The sequence below is a fragment of the Micromonospora sp. WMMD712 genome, from assembly GCF_029581295.1.
In the GTDB taxonomy this organism is placed as follows: Bacteria; Actinomycetota; Actinomycetes; order Mycobacteriales; family Micromonosporaceae; genus Micromonospora; species Micromonospora carbonacea.
Genome location: NZ_CP120743.1, coordinates 5,342,137 through 5,358,084, shown reverse-complemented (window position 1 = coordinate 5,358,084; position 15,948 = coordinate 5,342,137). Strand labels below are relative to the sequence as shown.

Here is a 15,948-nt window from a genome sequence, read left to right as displayed (position 1 = left end):
GATAGTGTCGAATCGCTGTGTACCAAGCACCGCAACAATCGGCTCGACGCGGGCCGATGCAAGCGGAAGGCCGAGCCCATGATCGATCGTCAGGACCTCCAGCACGCAAGAAACGATCTCGGTCGCAGACTCGCCGCCCTGCGTACGTCGCGAGGCCTCATCCAGCAAGCCCTCGCACGCCAGGTACACACGACACGCAGCACCCTGGCCATGGTCGAACGCGGCAGGCAAGTCGTCGACCGGATCTTCTGGCTCCGCTGCGATGCGCTGCTGGAAGCAGACGGCCAGCTACTGGCCGCCTACGACGCCTACCGACATCTCCACACCGAGTTCAACACGCAAAGAGCCGAGGCCGCCCAGCGAGCACGGTGGGGAGCAATACCCGAGGCGGTCATGACAGCCAACGACGCCACAGCCCGCGAACACCGCGAACTCGGCAACAAGCAACACCACAACGAGCGGCCAGAGACCGACCTCACGACCACACGACACCGGCAGCCGTCAGCCGTTGACACGGAGGCTGGCCGCCGCGAGGAAGGCGACAATGGCACTGCCGCCCGCCTGCTGGCCCACCTTCGCCACCACCTGCTCGCACCCCACCAACCGAAACAGGCGATCGACCCGACCATGCTCCCGGAGGTCCGTCAACGGGTCGCGCACATCCACAGCCTCTACCAACGTGGCAACTACGCCGAGACGATCCGGGAGCTACCCGACACGATCGAGCAGGCGAACGTCCTGACCCGCGTCTGCGCCGACAACCATCGCATCCGAGCCGCTGCCGTCCTCTCGGCGGCGAACCTCGCCGCCTCCAAGGTCGCCGTCAAACTCGGCGACCCCAGCCTCGCCTGGATAGCTGCCGACCGAGCCGCTCGCATCGCCACCGACCAAGCCGAGGACACCGCCCTCGTCGCCGCAGCGGCATTCTCCGTGGGAACCGCACTGCTGGCCATGCCAAACCGCACCGACAGCGCAGAGGCAGTGGTGCTGTCGGCCCTTGACCGCGTCGCAGCGACCCCACATCCACACGGGCCCCGGACGCTATCGACTCAGGGAGCACTGACCCTGCTCGCAGCCTTGGTCGCCGCCCGCCAAGCCCAGCCCGCCACCGCCGAACGGCATCTCAACGACGCGTACGCCCTAGCCCAATGGATCGGCACTGACCGCAACGACCTCTGGACCGGCTTCGGACCAACGAACGTCATGATCCACCGCATCAACATCGCCGCCCGAACAGACCGACCACAGCTCGCTATCCATCTCGGCGAACAACTCGACACCTCATCGCTGCCGAAAGCGCTGATGAGCCGCCGCGCCCAGGTCCACCTCGACCTCGCAGCGGCCAACGCCACCTCACCCGACAACGATCCCGCAGCCGTGCTGCACCTGCTCGAAGCCGAACGCATCGCCCCCCAGACGGTGCATGTGCACGCCAGAACACGCCACCTGATCGGTGACCTACTCGCCCGTGAACGCCGCGCCGTCACCCCCGGCCTGCGAGCACTCGCCGAACGAGCGGAGATCACCGCGTAATGCCCGAACCTACGAACACGCGGCTGCTCTACCTGGTGACCTGCGCCGCTCCGCCAGCCCGGCACATCACCGAACTTGTGGAAGCGGCACAACGCGACGGCTGGGACGTGCACATCATCGCGACCGAAACCGCCTACACCTGGCTCCCCACCGAACAGTTGGCCGCCACAACAGGGCATCCCGTCAGATACCGACAGCGCCACCCCGACGAACCCAGCACCCTGCCACGCGCCGACGCCATCGCCGTCGTCCCGGCAACCTTCAACACCATCAACAAGTGGGCCACCGGCATCAACGACAGCCTGGCCCTCGGCATCCTCAACGAATCCCTCGGCACGGGCCTACCGATCATCGCCTCTCCCTACGTCAAACCCACCCTGGCCCGCCACCCCGCGTTTGACGCCCACCTGCGACTACTCGCCGACCACGGCGTACGACTCACCCCCACCCAAGTCCTACGCCCACCCCAGGACGATGAGCCCTTCCGCTGGCAAGTCATCCTCGACGTACTTCACGGACTACCTGCCTCCGGCAGAGCCGTCGGGACTGCAGCGAACGCCTGCGATTTCTGACCAAGCGGCACCCGGGCGATCGTCACGTCCCGCTGGTCACGGCCTTGATCGTGAAATTGCGCCCGAAGGGGGACTGTACAAATAGCGGCTGATCGACCGATCAAGGGAGAGACGCCAGATGGCGACCGAGACCACCGTGGGAGAGCCGGCCGCAGGGCCGGTGGGTGCGGTCACGGATGAGCAGTTGATTGCGATGCTGGTCGATCGGGCTCGTGGTGACGGGTTGAAGCTGACCGGTGAGGGCGGGCTGTTGCAGCAGTTGACCAAGCGGGTCCTCGAGTCCGCCGTCGATGGAGAGATCACCGACCATGTCGGCTACGACAGGCACGACCCGGCCGGTCGGGGCAGTGGGAACACCCGTAACGGCAGCCGGTCCAAGACGGTGCTCACCGACGTCGGCCCGGTCGAGGTCCGGGTTCCACGCGATGCGGCCGGGACGTTCGAGCCGCAGATCGTGCGCAAGCGCCAGCGGCGCCTGACCGGGGTCGACGACATGGTGCTGTCGCTGTCGGCCAAGGGCCTCACTCATGGGGAGATCGCCGCGCATCTGGCCGAGGTGTACGGCGCCGAGGTGTCGAAGCAGACCATCTCCACCATCACCGACAAGGTCATGGACGGGATGGCGGAGTGGCAGAACCGGCCCCTCGACAGGGTGTATCCGGTCGTGTTCATCGACGCCATCAACGTGAAGATCCGCGATGGTCAGGTCGCTAACCGGCCGATCTACGTCGTTATGGCGGTCACGGTCGACGGGCATCGCGACATCCTCGGGATCTGGGCTGGTGACGGCGGTGAGGGCGCGAAGCACTGGCTGCATGTGCTCACCGAGCTGAAGAACCGCGGCGTCGCCGACGTGTTGATGCTGGTCTGTGACGGGCTCAAGGGCCTGCCGGACGCTGTCGCGACGGTGTGGCCGCGCACGATCGTGCAGACGTGTGTGGTGCATCTGCTGCGCAACTCGTTCCGTTACGCGGCTCGCCAGGACTGGGACAAGATCGCGAAAGCGCTCAAGCCGGTCTACACCGCGGCGACCGAGGACGCCGCGACCGAACGGTTCCTCGAGTTCGCCGAGACCTGGGGACGCAAGTACCCGGCGATCGTGAAGCTGTGGGAGAACGCCTGGGCCGAGTTCGTGCCCTTCCTCGCCTTCGACGTGGAGATCCGCAAGGTCATCTGCTCCACCAACGCGATCGAGAGCGTGAACGCTCGCATCCGCAAGGCCGTCCGCGCCCGCGGCCACTTTCCGAACGAGCAGGCCGCGCTCAAGTGCGTCTACATGGCGTTGATGAGCCTCGACCCCACCGGCACCGGACGCCGGCGGTGGACCATGCGCTGGAAGGCACCCTTGAACGCCTTCCAGATCGCCTTCGAAGGCCGGCTCACCCCAGCCAACAACTGACCACCTCAACAACCAAGATCAGCCGTTAACTTGGCCCTGTCTCACATTCGGTGGTGACGGAGGGTGCTGTTATCCGAGGAGGATGCGGTGGCGGAGCAGGGTGAAGCTTGCTCGTCCGTGCATCTGGCGTGCGATCCGTTTGGTCTTGGTGTTGACGCCTTCGGTGGGGCCGTTGCTGTAGGGGAGCGTGAGTGCGGCGTTCACGGCGTCGCGGTCACGTTCCATTCCTCTGGTGAAGGCGTGCAGGTGAGGTAGATCGACGGCGCGGGCCTGGGTGATCCAGAGCGTGAGCTGGTCGGCGTTTCCCGGCTGAGGCGTCAGGAGTTCGGCGAAGCCCCCAACGGCGGCGGCCAGTTGGGTCATCTCGGGGCAGGCTGCGGTGAGCCGTGCCAGTAGATCCTGGTGCTCGGGTTTGAGGTTGGCGGGCCTGGTGAGGATCATCCGGGCGAGGCGGCGCGGGGAGATGTGGCTGCGGTCGGCGTCCGCGCGGCCTTGGTTGATGTACTTGTGCAGGAGGTTGAGGCAGCCGGTGAAGCCGAGGGCCTTGATCTCCTCGAAGAGGTGCTTGACGCCGACGGCGGGGTCCTCGGATCGACGTTTGCGTAGGTGTTCGCGGTAAGGGTCCACGAGGCCGGCCCGGTATTTGGGGACGCGGAGCATCCGCTCGGGCTGGTCGGCTCGTGCGTAGCGTTTGACGGTGTTCAGAGCCAGCTGCAGACGGCGGGCGCACTCCAGCAGGCCGACGCCCTGGTCGAGCAGGTCATGGACCTGATGCCAGCGTTCCAGGGTCGTCTGTGCGCGGGGCCCGTTGTAGATGGGTGCGTCCAGTACGGGGGCCCAGCAGGTGCTGTGTGCCTTTACTTCGCTGAGAGCTGCTTCGCACAAGTTGTGCCATAGGTGCCACCTGTCCGCGACCTGCACCGCGTCGGGCAGGGCACGGCGGATGGCCTCGGCGTAGGTGGCGGAGCCGTCGCGGCACACGACCTCGACGCCTGGATGCGGGGGCTTGACCCCTGATCCTGGACACGGGGTTTATGCGGCTGGGGCGAGCGTAGCTGGCGTCGGCCGGGTGTTCTTCTCGTAGGTGATCGGTGGTTGTTGTCCGAGGCGGGAGTGGCGTCGGACGGTGTTGTAGCGGTGCATCCAGCGGAACGTGGTCAGGCGTGCTTCGCGTTCGTCGGTGAAGGCGCGGCGGCCTTGCAGGGTCTCGCGTTTGAAGGTGGCGTTGAACGACTCCGCGGCGGCGTTGTCGGCGGAGCTGCCGACAGCGCTCATCGACTGTCGGACCCCTGCCGCCGTGCAGGCTGCGGCAAAGGCCCGGGAGGTGTACTGGGCTCCGTGGTCGGTGTGCATGATCGCCCCGTGCAGGCTGCCCCGGGTGCGCCGGGCGGCGTGCAGGGCGTTGATGACCAGGTCGGTGCGCATGTGATCGGCGATGGCCCAGCCCGCGAGGCGCCGGGAGTGCAGGTCCAGGACGGTGGCCAGGTAGAGGAAGCCACGGTCACCGACTGGTAGGTAGGTGATGTCGCCGACGTAGCGCTGGTTCGGTTGCCCGGCGGTGAAGTCCCGGCCGATCAGGTCCGGCGCCTTCGCCGCGGCCGGGTCCGGCACCGTCGTACGAGTTCGTCGGCGCAGTCGCAGTCCCTGCACGCCGAAGCGGCGCATCACCCGGGCGACCCGTTTACGGTTGATCGCCAGACCGGCGTCGCGGAGTTCGGCGGTGACCCGTGGTGCTCCGTAGGTGCCGTCGTGTTCGGCGTGCACCGCCCGGATCCGGCCCACGAGAGCGACGTCCGCGGCATGGCGGGCGGCCCGCGCTTCGGCGGTCGAGCGCCAGTAGTAGAAGCTCGAACGGGACACCCCGATAGCCGTGCACAACCGCTTCACGCCGTAGCGCGCCTGGTGGTCGGCGACGAACTGGAAGCGGTTCACCAGCGCGTCTCCCCGGCGAAATACCGGGCCGCCTTCCGCAGGATGTCCCGTTCCTCCTCCAACTCCCGGACCCTGCGTCGCAACGCCGCGTTCTCGTCCTCCACCGACCCGGCCGCCGGTGCCGCCGGCCCCGCCGTCACGCCCCGACGCTGATCGTCGGCGCGGACCCAACTGCGCAACGTCTCCCGATTGACCCCGAGATCATCAGCGACCTGCGCGATCGTCGCCCCCGGCCGAGACCGGTACAACGCGACCGCGTCGGCCTTGAACTCGGCGGGGTAGTGCTTCATCACCATCTGTCAGGGACTCCTGATCTCCCCGGACCACCACGATCCAAGGCTCAAGTGTCCAGGACCAGGGGGAAACTCCCGCGCGCGCAGCCACGCTTCGAGGGTGTCGGCGGTGCGATCGGGTAGTACGTCGATCCGCTCATGGGTCTCGGCGTCGATCACCAAAGTGGCGTAGCGGTGCCGCCGGCGCAGAGCGAAATCGTCCACGCCGATAACCCGGGGCGTCCGCCCGGTGGGCAACGGGATGCGCAGCAGGGCGCGCAGGGCCGTGTGACGGGACAGGCCCATGGTCAGTATCGCCAGCAAACGTGCCCCTGCCCGGCCCGCTAACTCCTTGACCACGGCTTTGATCTGCCTGCTCAGACGGGCCGTGCGGCGTTGGTAACGCTCTAGCACCCCGGGAACCTGTTCGCGGAAGGTGTGGCGGCAGCCGCGCGTGGGGCACACCAGACGCCGTACCCGCACGCGGACCACCACCCGCCGCCCGTCGACCGGAACGTCGGCTACCGTCCGCCAGTGATAGCCGTGGACCCGTCCCGACGAGGCCCCGCACAGCGGGCAGACCGCGGTGTCCTGCGGCGTCCGGGCCCGAACCACGATCCGCTCACCCTCATCAGCCACATCCTCGATGACCAGCGGAGACAGCCCCGAGAACACCGTCTGCACAAGTATGTTGAGCTCATCCACGGAGGAGCAACGACACCTGCCACCCTCCGTTACCACCGAATGTGAGACAGGGCCGTTAACTTGACAGACCCGGCGTGACCGTCGTCAGTCGTCGTGTACGGCGGGCGGCAGCATAGACGATCCGCCGTCTTCCAGGTTGGTATTGGTCGTTGCGGGTAGGCGGTCGCGTAGGTCGGCGAGGGATGTTCCGTCTGTGGTGTGCCACAGTGGCCAGGCTTGGGTGGGGTAGCCGGCGATGACTCGGGCGGCTACGTTCGGCGTCTCGCATTCGACGCCGTCGTCGGTCACCAGGTGGCCCTGCTCGTTGACGGTCACGGTGAAGACCTCGCGGCGGCGGGGTCGGTCCCAGGTCAGTTTCTGTCCTGGTTCCAGCAGTCCTGCCTGAATCAGGGGTAGCAGAGGCGGCCACGAGGGAGGTGGCGGGGCTGGCCGTGGGAGCGGGGGTAGCCCGAGTTCGTCGCGGATGACGTCGTTGTACGTGTGGTCGGGGTCGCGTCTTTGCTCTAGCCAGACCAGTAGCTGAACGTCGACTTTGATTTTGGGCATGGGTGGGCTCCAACGGGTGAGGTACGTGGCGTCGTGCCACGCTCGGCGACAGTGAGGGCAGCCTTCGCTCTCTCGTATGGCGTGGGGTTAGACGACCGGCTCCAACCGGTCAGCCAGGCACAACTGGGCAACCGGGTATAGGGCCGCGTGCTGGGCACGGTGGAAGTCGCGGGCTGCCAGTGGGCGACGTTGGTGGCGAGCGGTCACTGCAGGGCGTCGTGGACGCTGCCGGGTGTCGTGCGGCGGTGCGGCATCCTCATCTCCCTTCGGGTCGGGAAGGCTCACGGCCGGGCTGACGATGGCGTGGATGTGCCGCTGCCGGGTTCGCTGGCCGCCGGCCGGGGATGTCAGTGACGCTCGGCGGCACGGATCGGTCAAGTCGCCGCTACGCCCGCGACTTGAGTGGGGCGCACCGTAGGTGCTCTCGCCGGGGCGGTCACGGCGTGCGCCAAAGGGGTTCGCGAGTTCAGTCAGGGCCGCGTGAGGCCGGTGTCCGTGAGAGGGTGGTTTGGGAGCCTTTGTCTGGTGTGGGCTTGGCGGTTCGTTGGAGGCCCTGCTGGTGGGGTTACGCCGAGGTCGTCGGCGGGGCCAGGGTGAACAGTCCGGCCTCGGGTTCGGTGAGGATCTGGCGGGCGACGAGGCGTTTGAGCTTGGCGCGGAGATTCTCGGTGTCCTTGGCGGTGGCGCCGGTGCCGAGGGCCTGGCAGATGTCCTTGGCGCGCATCGGCGCGGTCCCGGCGTGGAATACGGCAAGGATCTGTTGGTAGGCGGGGCTGGCGACGGTCGGATCAGCAGGTGCCGTCGTGTCGAGTGGGCCGCCCAGGCTCAGGAGCGTCTTGCGGGTGATGGCGAGTTCGGCGACCTCGGTCTCGGCTGCGGTGAGTTGCTCGTCGAGGGAGGCGATCTGGGTGCGGAGCCGCTCAACGGCAAGGACGGCGGCGGTTTCGCGTTCGGTGAGCAGGGTCAGCAGCGTCGGCTGGGTCACCGTTGGTAACGCCAAGACGTGGTGGCGGTGCCGGTCAACCGACGCACCAGGTTCGCCGTCGAGGCCCACCAGGTGCGGGACACCGCCGAGGCCGGTCGGCTTTCGTACTCGCGGACCAGGCGGCGGTGCAGCATCAGCGTGCCGTGGGTCTGCTCGACCACCCACCGGCGCTTCACCGGCACGAACCCGGCGGTCGTGTCGGACCGAAGGACCTGCTCGACGTCGATACCGTTAATCGCGCCGTGGATCTGCACGTCGTCCTTGAACCCGGCGTCGACCCACGCCTTGGTCACCGTCGGGGTGTGCGCGAGGACGTTGTCCAGCAGCCGGATGCCGATCGCGTTGTCGGTGACCGACGCCGCCGTGACCACCACGGCGATGATCAACCCGAGGGCGTCGACCGCGAGGCCCCGCTTCCGGCCTGGGACCTTCTTCGCGGCGTCCTTGCCGGTCGTCGCGGCCGGGACGTGGTTCGCCGCCCGGATCGACTGGGTATCCAACACCACCGCGGTCGGATCCTCCCGACGGCCGGCCTTCTCCCGCGCCTGACACCGCAGCAGATCATGAATCACCTGGTCGGTGCCGTCATCACGCCACAGGGCAAAGTAGTAGTAGGTGGCCGACTTCGGCGGCAGGTCGTGCGGCAGGTACGCCCACTGACACCCGGTCCGGTTCTGGTAGAAGATCGCGTTCACGATCTCCCGCAACTCGTACCGACCCTGATGCCCCGACACCGACGGGTGCCGGTCCTTCCACGCCTGCAGGAACGGCCCGACCACCGCCCACTGATCATCGTTCAGGTCGCTCGGATACGCCGCACGCTCACCCATGATCGGCCCAACGCGGCCGGAGCCCTACCGGTTACGACCACGCCTCACATTCACATGCCGGCCCAAACCCACAATGGACGGAAGCTACCGAACCACCCTCTGAGCCTTTGGTGGTAGCGGGAGAGGAGGGCGTGGGCGTCCTGGGCTCGGCCGAGTCTGGTGAGGGTATCGGCGGCTTGGTGGTGGAGGTGTTCGTTGTACGGGTCGAGGCGGAGGGCGTCTTGAAGCTGGTGTAGACGAGTGTTCGGGTCGGGTGTGTGGTCGGCGAGGACGGTGTGGGCGTCGATGACGTGTCGTCGGGTCTTCTCGCGGATGGGGTCGAGCCATGGCCAGGTGTGGTGGGCGGCGATGTCGCCGGTGTAGTGGTCGATGATCGTTTGGTAGGCGCGGGTGGGGTCGGTGAGGGCGGTGGCGGCTTGGTCGATGGCGGCGTTCAGCTGCCAGAGGTCGACGTCGATGTGCTGCTGGTTGAGGTGGTATCGGTCGTTGGTGTGTTCGACGGGGCTCGGGTGGCCAATGGCGGTGATGTCTTTGCGGAGGTCGCTGAGGGTGGTGTAGAGGCGGCGGGTGACGGTGTGGGGGGCCAGGCCGGGCCAGATGGTGGTGGCGAGTTCGCGGGTGGTGCGGCCGTCGGGGTGGGCGGCGAGGGCGACGAGGATCTGCAGGGCAGCGCTGCGGCGGATGGGCACTGGCGTGCCGTCTGCTCGCAGGGTGGGGTTGCCGAGGACTTGCAGGTTGAGGGGTTTCGGCGGGGACGACGCGGGTGGCGGGGCGGGTGTGGGTGGTCGTGGTCGGGGCACGGCTGTCGCGGGCGGGGTGGTCGAAGCGGGGGCGAGGACGGTGAGCAGGTCGCGGGCGGCGGTGTCCGTGAGTACGCACAGTCGGGTCGGGTCGCTGCTGGTGTCGGGGCGGGTATGTCCGTCGGCGTTGACGTGCCAGGTAGGCCCGTGGGTCCAGGTGCCGATGACAACGCCGACGGTGTGGGTCAGGGCAGTGGCGAGCCGGGCGGCGATGGTGGGGTCGGTGGGTGTGTGGGTGAGCAGCGTCGGCAATGTGCCGGACGGGTTGTTCGGCTGGGTGAGGGTGGTGATGGCCTCTTCGAGGGTGTCGGCAACCGTCAGGCCTGGTAGGGGGTGCAGGGTCGGGGTGTGGGGGCCGAGGAGCCTGTGGAGGTCATCTCTGCTGGTGACGAGGGTGGTGGGGTGGCCGGTGGGGCGTAGGGCTTGGAGCAGGGTGGTGAGGAGGATGCCGCGTGCGGCATCGGCGGCTCCGGGGCCGGTCAGGCCGATGCCTCCAGCAGGAAACACCAGCGTGGTCGTGGGTGGTGTGGTGGGTGGTGTGGCGGCTTGGACGACGGTGACGGTGGACGGTAGTGGGGTCAGGTCGCTGTCGTCGCGGGGTTGTCCGGGGGGTTGGGGTTGGTAGGCGCGGCGGCGGCGTAGCCAGACCAGCGCGCTGGCGGTGGCGATCTGTTGGGCGGTGTCGGCGGGGAGCCATCCGCCGGGGATGTCCACGCCCGGAACGGCTGCCTGCTCGTGGTTGGTGGTGGTCGGGGTGGGGGTGGGTGCGTCGATGGTCGCGGTGGAGGTGGTGGTGGGTGTCCAGAGGGCGGCGGCGCCGGCCATGCCGGTGGCGGTGGCCTGCATGGGGGTGGGCAGCGGTACCCGCCGCAGCCGCTGGACCGTCTTGATCAGTCGTGTCGCGGTGGCGCGGAGGGTGATGCCGGCGAGGAGGGCCCAGAGCATCCAGGCGAGCAAAACCAGGCCGGCGATCAGGGTGTTCTCGGTCAGTGGGTCGCTGATCCACTGGTGGAGCTGCTCCTGTGTGGGGCGGGTGGGTAGGGGCCATCCGACGGTGTGGGCGAGCACGATCGGTGGGCAGGTCAGGACGGTGGTGAGTGCTGCCGCGGTGGCGACCTGTCGGGGCCACCTCACCCTGCCCGCCCTCTCCTGCCGGGCCGCCTAGGCGAGCGGGGTCGGCTTGTGGCGGTGGGGTGATCACCGGTCATGGGTGGGCTGCCGGGGTGCGGACGAGGCGGGTCCACAGCCGGTACACCCACCACATGGCCACGGCGGTGGCGTAGATGCCGGCGAGGACGCCGAGCATGCGGTACGACGTGATGGCGGCGGTGATGACGGCCAGCGGCGCGCCGATGACCAGCCGCAGCAGCCAGGGGCGGATCAGGGCTATGACCGCGCCGACGCCGATCAGTAGGCCGCCGACGCGGCCGGCGACTTCGATGAAGAGCACCATGTCGGGCCACCGGTCGGCGGTCATGGAGTACTGGACGAGGCCCATCCCGATCGCGGCGGCGAGGACGGAGCCGGTGGGGAACGACAGCAGGGCCGACCATCCGCCGGGTGGGGTGCGCCATTGGAGGGCGGCCATGACCGCGGCGACGAGGGCGAGGCCGACGATCGGGGTGACGGGCAGCAGCGCCCACCGTAGGAACGGGCCGGCCGGCATGCCGAGGTACTGGGCGGCGACCACGGCGTAGAGGCTGGCCAGGCCCATTCCCAGCGAGACCGCCGACAGGATGCCGAGGCTGACCGTTCCTGCGGGTGACCGGTTGGTGTGTTCTGGGCTGTGGGCGGCGGCCAGTGCGCCGAGGAGCGTGCCGGCGGACAGGCAGGCGATGACCGCGAACACCGACGCCATGGCCAGCTGTCCCCAGGAGGGGGTCGCCCACTCGTTCGGGTAGACCCCGCGCCAGTCGATGGTGAGCAGCATCTGGCTGATCATCGCCAGTGACGCGAACCCGGCCACCGCGACGGGCAGCACCCGCCGTGCCGGCGGTACCTGCGGCTCCGGCCCTCCCCCGCTGCCTGCGGTAGGCGCGTTGGTGTTCGCGTCGGCCGCCCCACGGGCCGCGGCGAGCATCGGATCCTCGACGGCCTGCGGGGTGAGGCCGGTGCGCTCGGCGATCACGGCGGCGGTCGCGGGTAGGCGTGCGGTGCCGCCGACCAGGTAGATCCCGGCCAGGTCCGCCGGGGTGAGCTCGGCGGCGGTGATCGCGTCGACGGTGAGCTGCCCGACCCGCTGCAGGATCGGCCGCGCCGCCTGCTCCAGCATCACGCTGGTCGCGACCACCGCCGTTCCGGCGGGTTGGGGAACGGTGATGGCGGCGTGCTGGGCGAGGGCTTCCTTCGCGGTCCGCACGCTCGCCGCCCACGCCCACCCGCCGCCGTCGCCCTGCCCGGCCAGGGCTGCGGCGAGGGCGTGGTCGATGGCGTCGCCGCCGGCCGCGGGGTCGGCCAGGGTGGAGAGGACCTCGAACCCGGCGGGGCCGCGACGCAGGACCGTGACCTCCGCCCCGCCGCCGACATCGACGACCACCAGGTACGCGCCGACCGGCATCTGGATGCCGGTGGCGACCAGGTGTTCGGCTACCGCGACCGGCGCCTCGACCAGGCGGGGCTGTCCCAGGCCGGCGCGGTGCGCCGCCTGCCGCATCCACGTCCGCCGCCTCGGCCCCCAACCGGCCGGCACCACGAGCCGCACGTCCTCGATCGGCCCGCCGACCAGCTGCCCGGCGTGCTCGGCGATCCGCCGCAGGGTGGCCGCCACCAGGTCGGTCGCCTCGACCTGCCGGCCGTCGATGTCGATGCTCTGTTCGGCGAGGCGTTGCGGGGCCGGGACGAACCGGTGTGGCTGGTGCGCGGCGGCCTGCCACGCCTGCTGTCCGGTCCACACGCTGGTGTCCTCGGCGACCCACACGGCGCTGGGCATCGCTGGTACGCCGTCGACGGTCACCGGGGTCCACCGGCCGTCAGGCCCCGCCAGCACCGCCACCGTGTTGGCGGAGCCGTAGTCGATCGCGAGCCGCGCCTGCACCGACATGCGAGTCAGTCAAACATGAAGAAGATCCTCACGTCACCCGTGAAAAGCACTTTCACGTGCCTGACGCGGGCGTAACGACGTCGATGGGCGGGGCGGCCCTCGAGTAAGAGGACCCCGCGCGTCGATCCTGTCGGTTGCCGTTGCGGCACCAGCCTTACGTGGCGATGCCAGGGCGAAGCAGCCGACAGCACGACGGCGGAAGAGGCTCTGTCCGCGTTCGGCCCGCCTTCCCGTGCACGGGCAGTCGGCAGAGGCCCACGGGCGCGCCGGGGTCGTGACCTGCGGCTGTGAGGTCGTGTAAGGCGCTGTGAGCTTGTGTGATCCGCCGGAGGCGTCCCTACCGGCCTGTCCGGACCTAGCGTTGCGTTGCCGCACATCCCACCGGTCGGCAGGAAGGGACGTCATGAGCATCCGGACTATCGCTCGCATCGGCAGGACCCTGACCGCCGGTGTCGTCATCGGCGCTCCCGCACTGGTTCTGTATGGCCTCGGCCGTCCCTATCTGCGGTGGCCGGACGGCGACGAGGTCCAGGTGTGGCTCGGGCAGCCGTTGACCCCGGGATTCCTCACCGTCCTGACGCTCGCCGCCGGGTGGGCACTCTGGGCGCTGCTGGCCACCACCGTGCTCACCCACTTGCACCACCGGGCGGGTCACCGCCTGCGCCGGCTCGGCCAGCTGCGCCTCCCCGGACCGATGCAGGGCCTGACCGCGGCGCTGCTCGGCGCCACCGCCGTGACGGCCGGCGCCAGCGGCACCACCCCCGCCCTCGCCGTCACGGCCACGGATCTCGCGGACAACCCCATACCGTCGGCGGCCAACGCCGACAGCAGCCCCCGCACCATCGGGGCTTCGGCCGACCGAGACGACACCGGGACGACAGCGAAGCAGCACACCGTCACGGTGCGCCGGGGCGACACCCTGTCCGGGATCGCCGCCCGCCGCCTCGATGACGCCGACCGGTGGCGGGACATCTACTCCCTCAACCGCGGCACCCGCTTCGCCACCGGCAGCCTGACCGACCCCGACCTGATCCGGCCCGGCTGGAGGCTGCGCCTGCCCGCCGACGCGGACACGCCCGCCTCACCCGCGCCCTCCACAACCCCACCGGCCGCCCCCGACACCACCCCTGCCAGCACGCCATCACGGCCACCGGACAGGGACACCAGCCCGCCGACCTCACCTGATACCACCCGCGTCACGCCTGCCACCCCCGGGCCCGACAGGTCGGACTGCGACCAGCCCGGCGTGTCCCTCGACGACCGGGGCTGGATCGAGGCGACGCTCGCCGCCGCGCTGCTGGCCGCCGCCGCTCTCGCGTGGAGCCGCCGGAGACACCACTACACCCCGCCTCGTAACGCGTCCCCGAACGCCCAGGAGCACGGTCGGCAGCCACCGCGCCTGCCCGCCGTTCTAACCCTCATCCGCCGCGCGCTGCCCGACCTTTTGCCTGCTTATGGCCCTCCCACCAGCAGCGATTCTGGCAACGCCTCACATGCGGGCGAGACTGCGGCCGCCCTGGCGGTGGACCCAGCTACGACCACCGCAGCCCTCTCCCCCGACGATCCCGATCTAACCCTGACCACACCGTCGCAGAGCGGACCGATCGACCTGCCCGAAACAGGCCCGGCCACCGTCGCGCTGACTGGCCAACCGGCCGCGGCCTGGCCGGCGTCGGGCCTCGGACTGACCGGACCGGCCGCGCCGGCAGCGGCGCGCGGGCTCCTGGTATCCGCACTCGCCGCCACACCGGAGCAGCCGCACCGCAGCCAGGTAATCGTTCCGGCCAGGGTCCTGGCCAGCCTGTTGGATGACAAAGCCGGCCTCGTCGCGGACACGCCCGGCCTGGTCGTCACCGACACCCTCGCCAACGCCCTCACCGCGGTGGAGGAGCAGATCCTGCACCGCACCCGGGTCTGCGTCACGCACGAGGCCGACACCGTCACCGCGCTGCGCGACGCCCACCCGTCGGCCGAAGCTCTGCCGCCCCTGCTGCTCATCGCCGACGCCGCCGCGGCACACGAACACGCTCGCACCGCCGCAGTGCTCTCCCAAGGGCAACGACTCGACATCCACGGCGTCCTGCTCGGCACCTGGCCCTACGGAGACACCATCAGCGTCGCTGACAACGGGTTCACCGCCGACGACAACGGGCAGCGGAGCACCCGCCCGGCAGGTACCGGCCGATTGACCGTCCTGACCGCCACCGACACGCTCGACCTGCTCTCCACGCTCACCGCCACACAACCCCACCCACACCAACGCCCGACCGCGAACGGCGAAAGCACAGACAGCGCCCAAGACACGCAGCCTCGCCCGACCGCAAGCGACCCCGCCGCAGCCGACGCTGACCTCGCGCCCGATGTCGACGCCGCACCGATGTTCACCGCCTACCACCGCGCGACGATGACCACCGAGACCTCCCACCGCCCGAGCACCCCATCAACCGCCCTCGACGGTCAGCCCGGTGATCGCGGTGGGCGGGTGCAGGTGCAGGTTCTCGGTGGGGCACACATCCTGGGCAGAGACACCAGCCTGCCGCTGCGGGCGAAGGCCCTCGAACTGCTGGTCTACCTCACCGTCCACGACGGCGAAGCGACCCAGGACGCCATCCTCGACGACCTGCTACCCGACGCCCCCGCGTCGAAGGCACCCCACCGGCTGCACACCTACGTGTCCGCGCTCCGCAAGGCCCTCGCCCACACTGGCGGCCCCGCCACCTACCTCACCCACACCACCCACCGATACGCCCTCAACCGGCAAACCGTCGACACGGACCTGTGGCAGATGCGCGCCGCGCTGCGCGCCGCCGACCGAGCCACCGACACCGACCGGCTCACCGCGCTACGCCGCGCCGTCGACGCCTACCGCGGCAACCTCGCCGACGGCTTCGACTACGAATGGATCGAAGCCCACCGCGAAGGCATCCGCCGCCAAGCCCTCGACGCCCACCTCACCCTGGCCACCACCACACCAGACCCGAACGAAGCCCTCACCGTCATCCAGGCCGCCATCAGCCACGACCCCTACGCCGAACCGCTGTACCAGCAGGCGATGCGCATCCACGCCGCACTCGGACACGCCGACGACATCCACGCCCTCCGCCAGGACCTCACCCGCCGCCTCGCCGACATCGACGCCCAACCGAGCGAGGCCACCCTCGCCCTCGCCGACCAGCTCGTCGCCGCCCCGCGACCCCACCGACCCGCCGGACACCCGCGCCGCCGCGACCACGGACCCCGATCATGACGGCGCACTCCGTTCCTTCGCCCGTGACGGCACCAACCGGTCAGGCCATCGACACCACCTCGACCGAGACCGCCGCGCCCGTCACCA

The 15,948-nt window shown here is 69.6% G+C and carries 10 protein-coding genes and 2 pseudogenes; 4 read left to right on the top strand and 8 right to left on the bottom strand.

The window, feature by feature from the left end:
* Nucleotides 1-78 precede the first annotated feature (78 nt).
* The 3 genes from O7633_RS23320 (at nucleotide 79) to O7633_RS23310 (ending at nucleotide 3,504) form a co-directional block, all read left to right on the top strand.
* Complete coding sequence (locus O7633_RS23320; protein ID WP_278131580.1) at nucleotides 79-1,533, top strand: helix-turn-helix transcriptional regulator; 1,455 nt, start codon at nucleotides 79-81, stop codon at nucleotides 1,531-1,533.
* A complete protein-coding gene (locus O7633_RS23315; protein WP_278131578.1) occupies nucleotides 1,533-2,105 on the top strand; it encodes a flavoprotein in 573 nt (190 codons plus the stop codon). Before O7633_RS23320 ends, O7633_RS23315 begins: the two co-directional genes overlap by 1 nt.
* A gap of 193 nt (nucleotides 2,106-2,298) precedes the next feature.
* Complete coding sequence (locus O7633_RS23310) at nucleotides 2,299-3,504, top strand: IS256 family transposase (protein WP_278136322.1); 1,206 nt, start codon at nucleotides 2,299-2,301, stop codon at nucleotides 3,502-3,504.
* Nucleotides 3,505-3,573: 69 nt separating this feature from the next.
* Here O7633_RS23310 and O7633_RS23305 read toward each other — a convergent pair.
* The 8 genes and pseudogenes from O7633_RS23305 to O7633_RS23270 all read right to left on the bottom strand — a co-directional run.
* A pseudogene (locus tag O7633_RS23305) lies at nucleotides 3,574-4,503 on the bottom strand (ISL3 family transposase); the annotation flags it as partial.
* Nucleotides 4,504-4,536: 33 nt separating this feature from the next.
* Nucleotides 4,537-5,732 (bottom strand): IS3 family transposase gene (locus O7633_RS23300; RefSeq protein WP_282323940.1). Its coding sequence is split into 2 segments (ribosomal slippage): nucleotides 4,537-5,447 and nucleotides 5,447-5,732, totalling 1,197 coding nucleotides; the frame shifts between segments, so codons are not numbered across the junction.
* An 81-nt stretch (nucleotides 5,733-5,813) separates the two neighbouring features.
* Nucleotides 5,814-6,383, bottom strand: a pseudogene (locus O7633_RS23295) (transposase family protein); the annotation flags it as partial.
* Between the two features lie 114 nt (nucleotides 6,384-6,497).
* The gene (locus tag O7633_RS23290) at nucleotides 6,498-6,959 is read right to left on the bottom strand and encodes a hypothetical protein (RefSeq protein WP_278131576.1); all 462 of its coding nucleotides are present in this window, start codon (nucleotides 6,957-6,959) and stop codon (nucleotides 6,498-6,500) included.
* 565 nt (nucleotides 6,960-7,524) lie between these two features.
* On the bottom strand, nucleotides 7,525-7,944 hold the full coding sequence (locus O7633_RS23285) for a hypothetical protein (RefSeq protein ID WP_043960814.1): 420 nt from the start codon (nucleotides 7,942-7,944) through the stop codon (nucleotides 7,525-7,527).
* On the bottom strand, nucleotides 7,941-8,774 hold the full coding sequence (locus O7633_RS23280; protein WP_229406985.1) for an IS5 family transposase: 834 nt from the start codon (nucleotides 8,772-8,774) through the stop codon (nucleotides 7,941-7,943). The genes O7633_RS23285 and O7633_RS23280 overlap by 4 nt, the downstream gene beginning before the upstream one ends.
* Before the next feature lie 50 nt (nucleotides 8,775-8,824).
* Nucleotides 8,825-10,708 (bottom strand): BTAD domain-containing putative transcriptional regulator, encoded by a 1,884-nt coding sequence (locus tag O7633_RS23275; protein ID WP_282323939.1) that lies wholly within the window; start codon nucleotides 10,706-10,708, stop codon nucleotides 8,825-8,827.
* Nucleotides 10,709-10,778: 70 nt separating this feature from the next.
* The gene (locus O7633_RS23270) at nucleotides 10,779-12,614 is read right to left on the bottom strand and encodes an Hsp70 family protein (RefSeq protein ID WP_278131573.1); all 1,836 of its coding nucleotides are present in this window, start codon (nucleotides 12,612-12,614) and stop codon (nucleotides 10,779-10,781) included.
* A gap of 403 nt (nucleotides 12,615-13,017) precedes the next feature.
* Here O7633_RS23270 and O7633_RS23265 point away from each other — a divergent pair, with 403 nt between their 5' ends.
* On the top strand, nucleotides 13,018-15,861 hold the full coding sequence (locus O7633_RS23265) for a BTAD domain-containing putative transcriptional regulator (protein ID WP_278131570.1): 2,844 nt from the start codon (nucleotides 13,018-13,020) through the stop codon (nucleotides 15,859-15,861).
* The last annotated feature ends 87 nt before the right edge of the window (nucleotides 15,862-15,948 follow it).

What these genes read in the sequence shown, in the direction of transcription:
- O7633_RS23320 (WP_278131580.1), top strand. Translation starts at nt 79, where the DNA reads ATGATCGATCGTCAGGACCTCCAGCACGCAAGAAACGATCTCGGTCGC.
- O7633_RS23315 (WP_278131578.1), top strand. Translation starts at nt 1,533, where the DNA reads ATGCCCGAACCTACGAACACGCGGCTGCTCTACCTGGTGACCTGCGCC.
- O7633_RS23310 (WP_278136322.1), top strand. Translation starts at nt 2,299, where the DNA reads ATGCTGGTCGATCGGGCTCGTGGTGACGGGTTGAAGCTGACCGGTGAG.
- O7633_RS23290 (WP_278131576.1), bottom strand. Translation starts at nt 6,959, where the DNA reads ATGCCCAAAATCAAAGTCGACGTTCAGCTACTGGTCTGGCTAGAGCAA.
- O7633_RS23280 (WP_229406985.1), bottom strand. Translation starts at nt 8,774, where the DNA reads ATGGGTGAGCGTGCGGCGTATCCGAGCGACCTGAACGATGATCAGTGG.
- O7633_RS23270 (WP_278131573.1), bottom strand. Translation starts at nt 12,614, where the DNA reads ATGTCGGTGCAGGCGCGGCTCGCGATCGACTACGGCTCCGCCAACACG.
- O7633_RS23265 (WP_278131570.1), top strand. Translation starts at nt 13,018, where the DNA reads ATGAGCATCCGGACTATCGCTCGCATCGGCAGGACCCTGACCGCCGGT.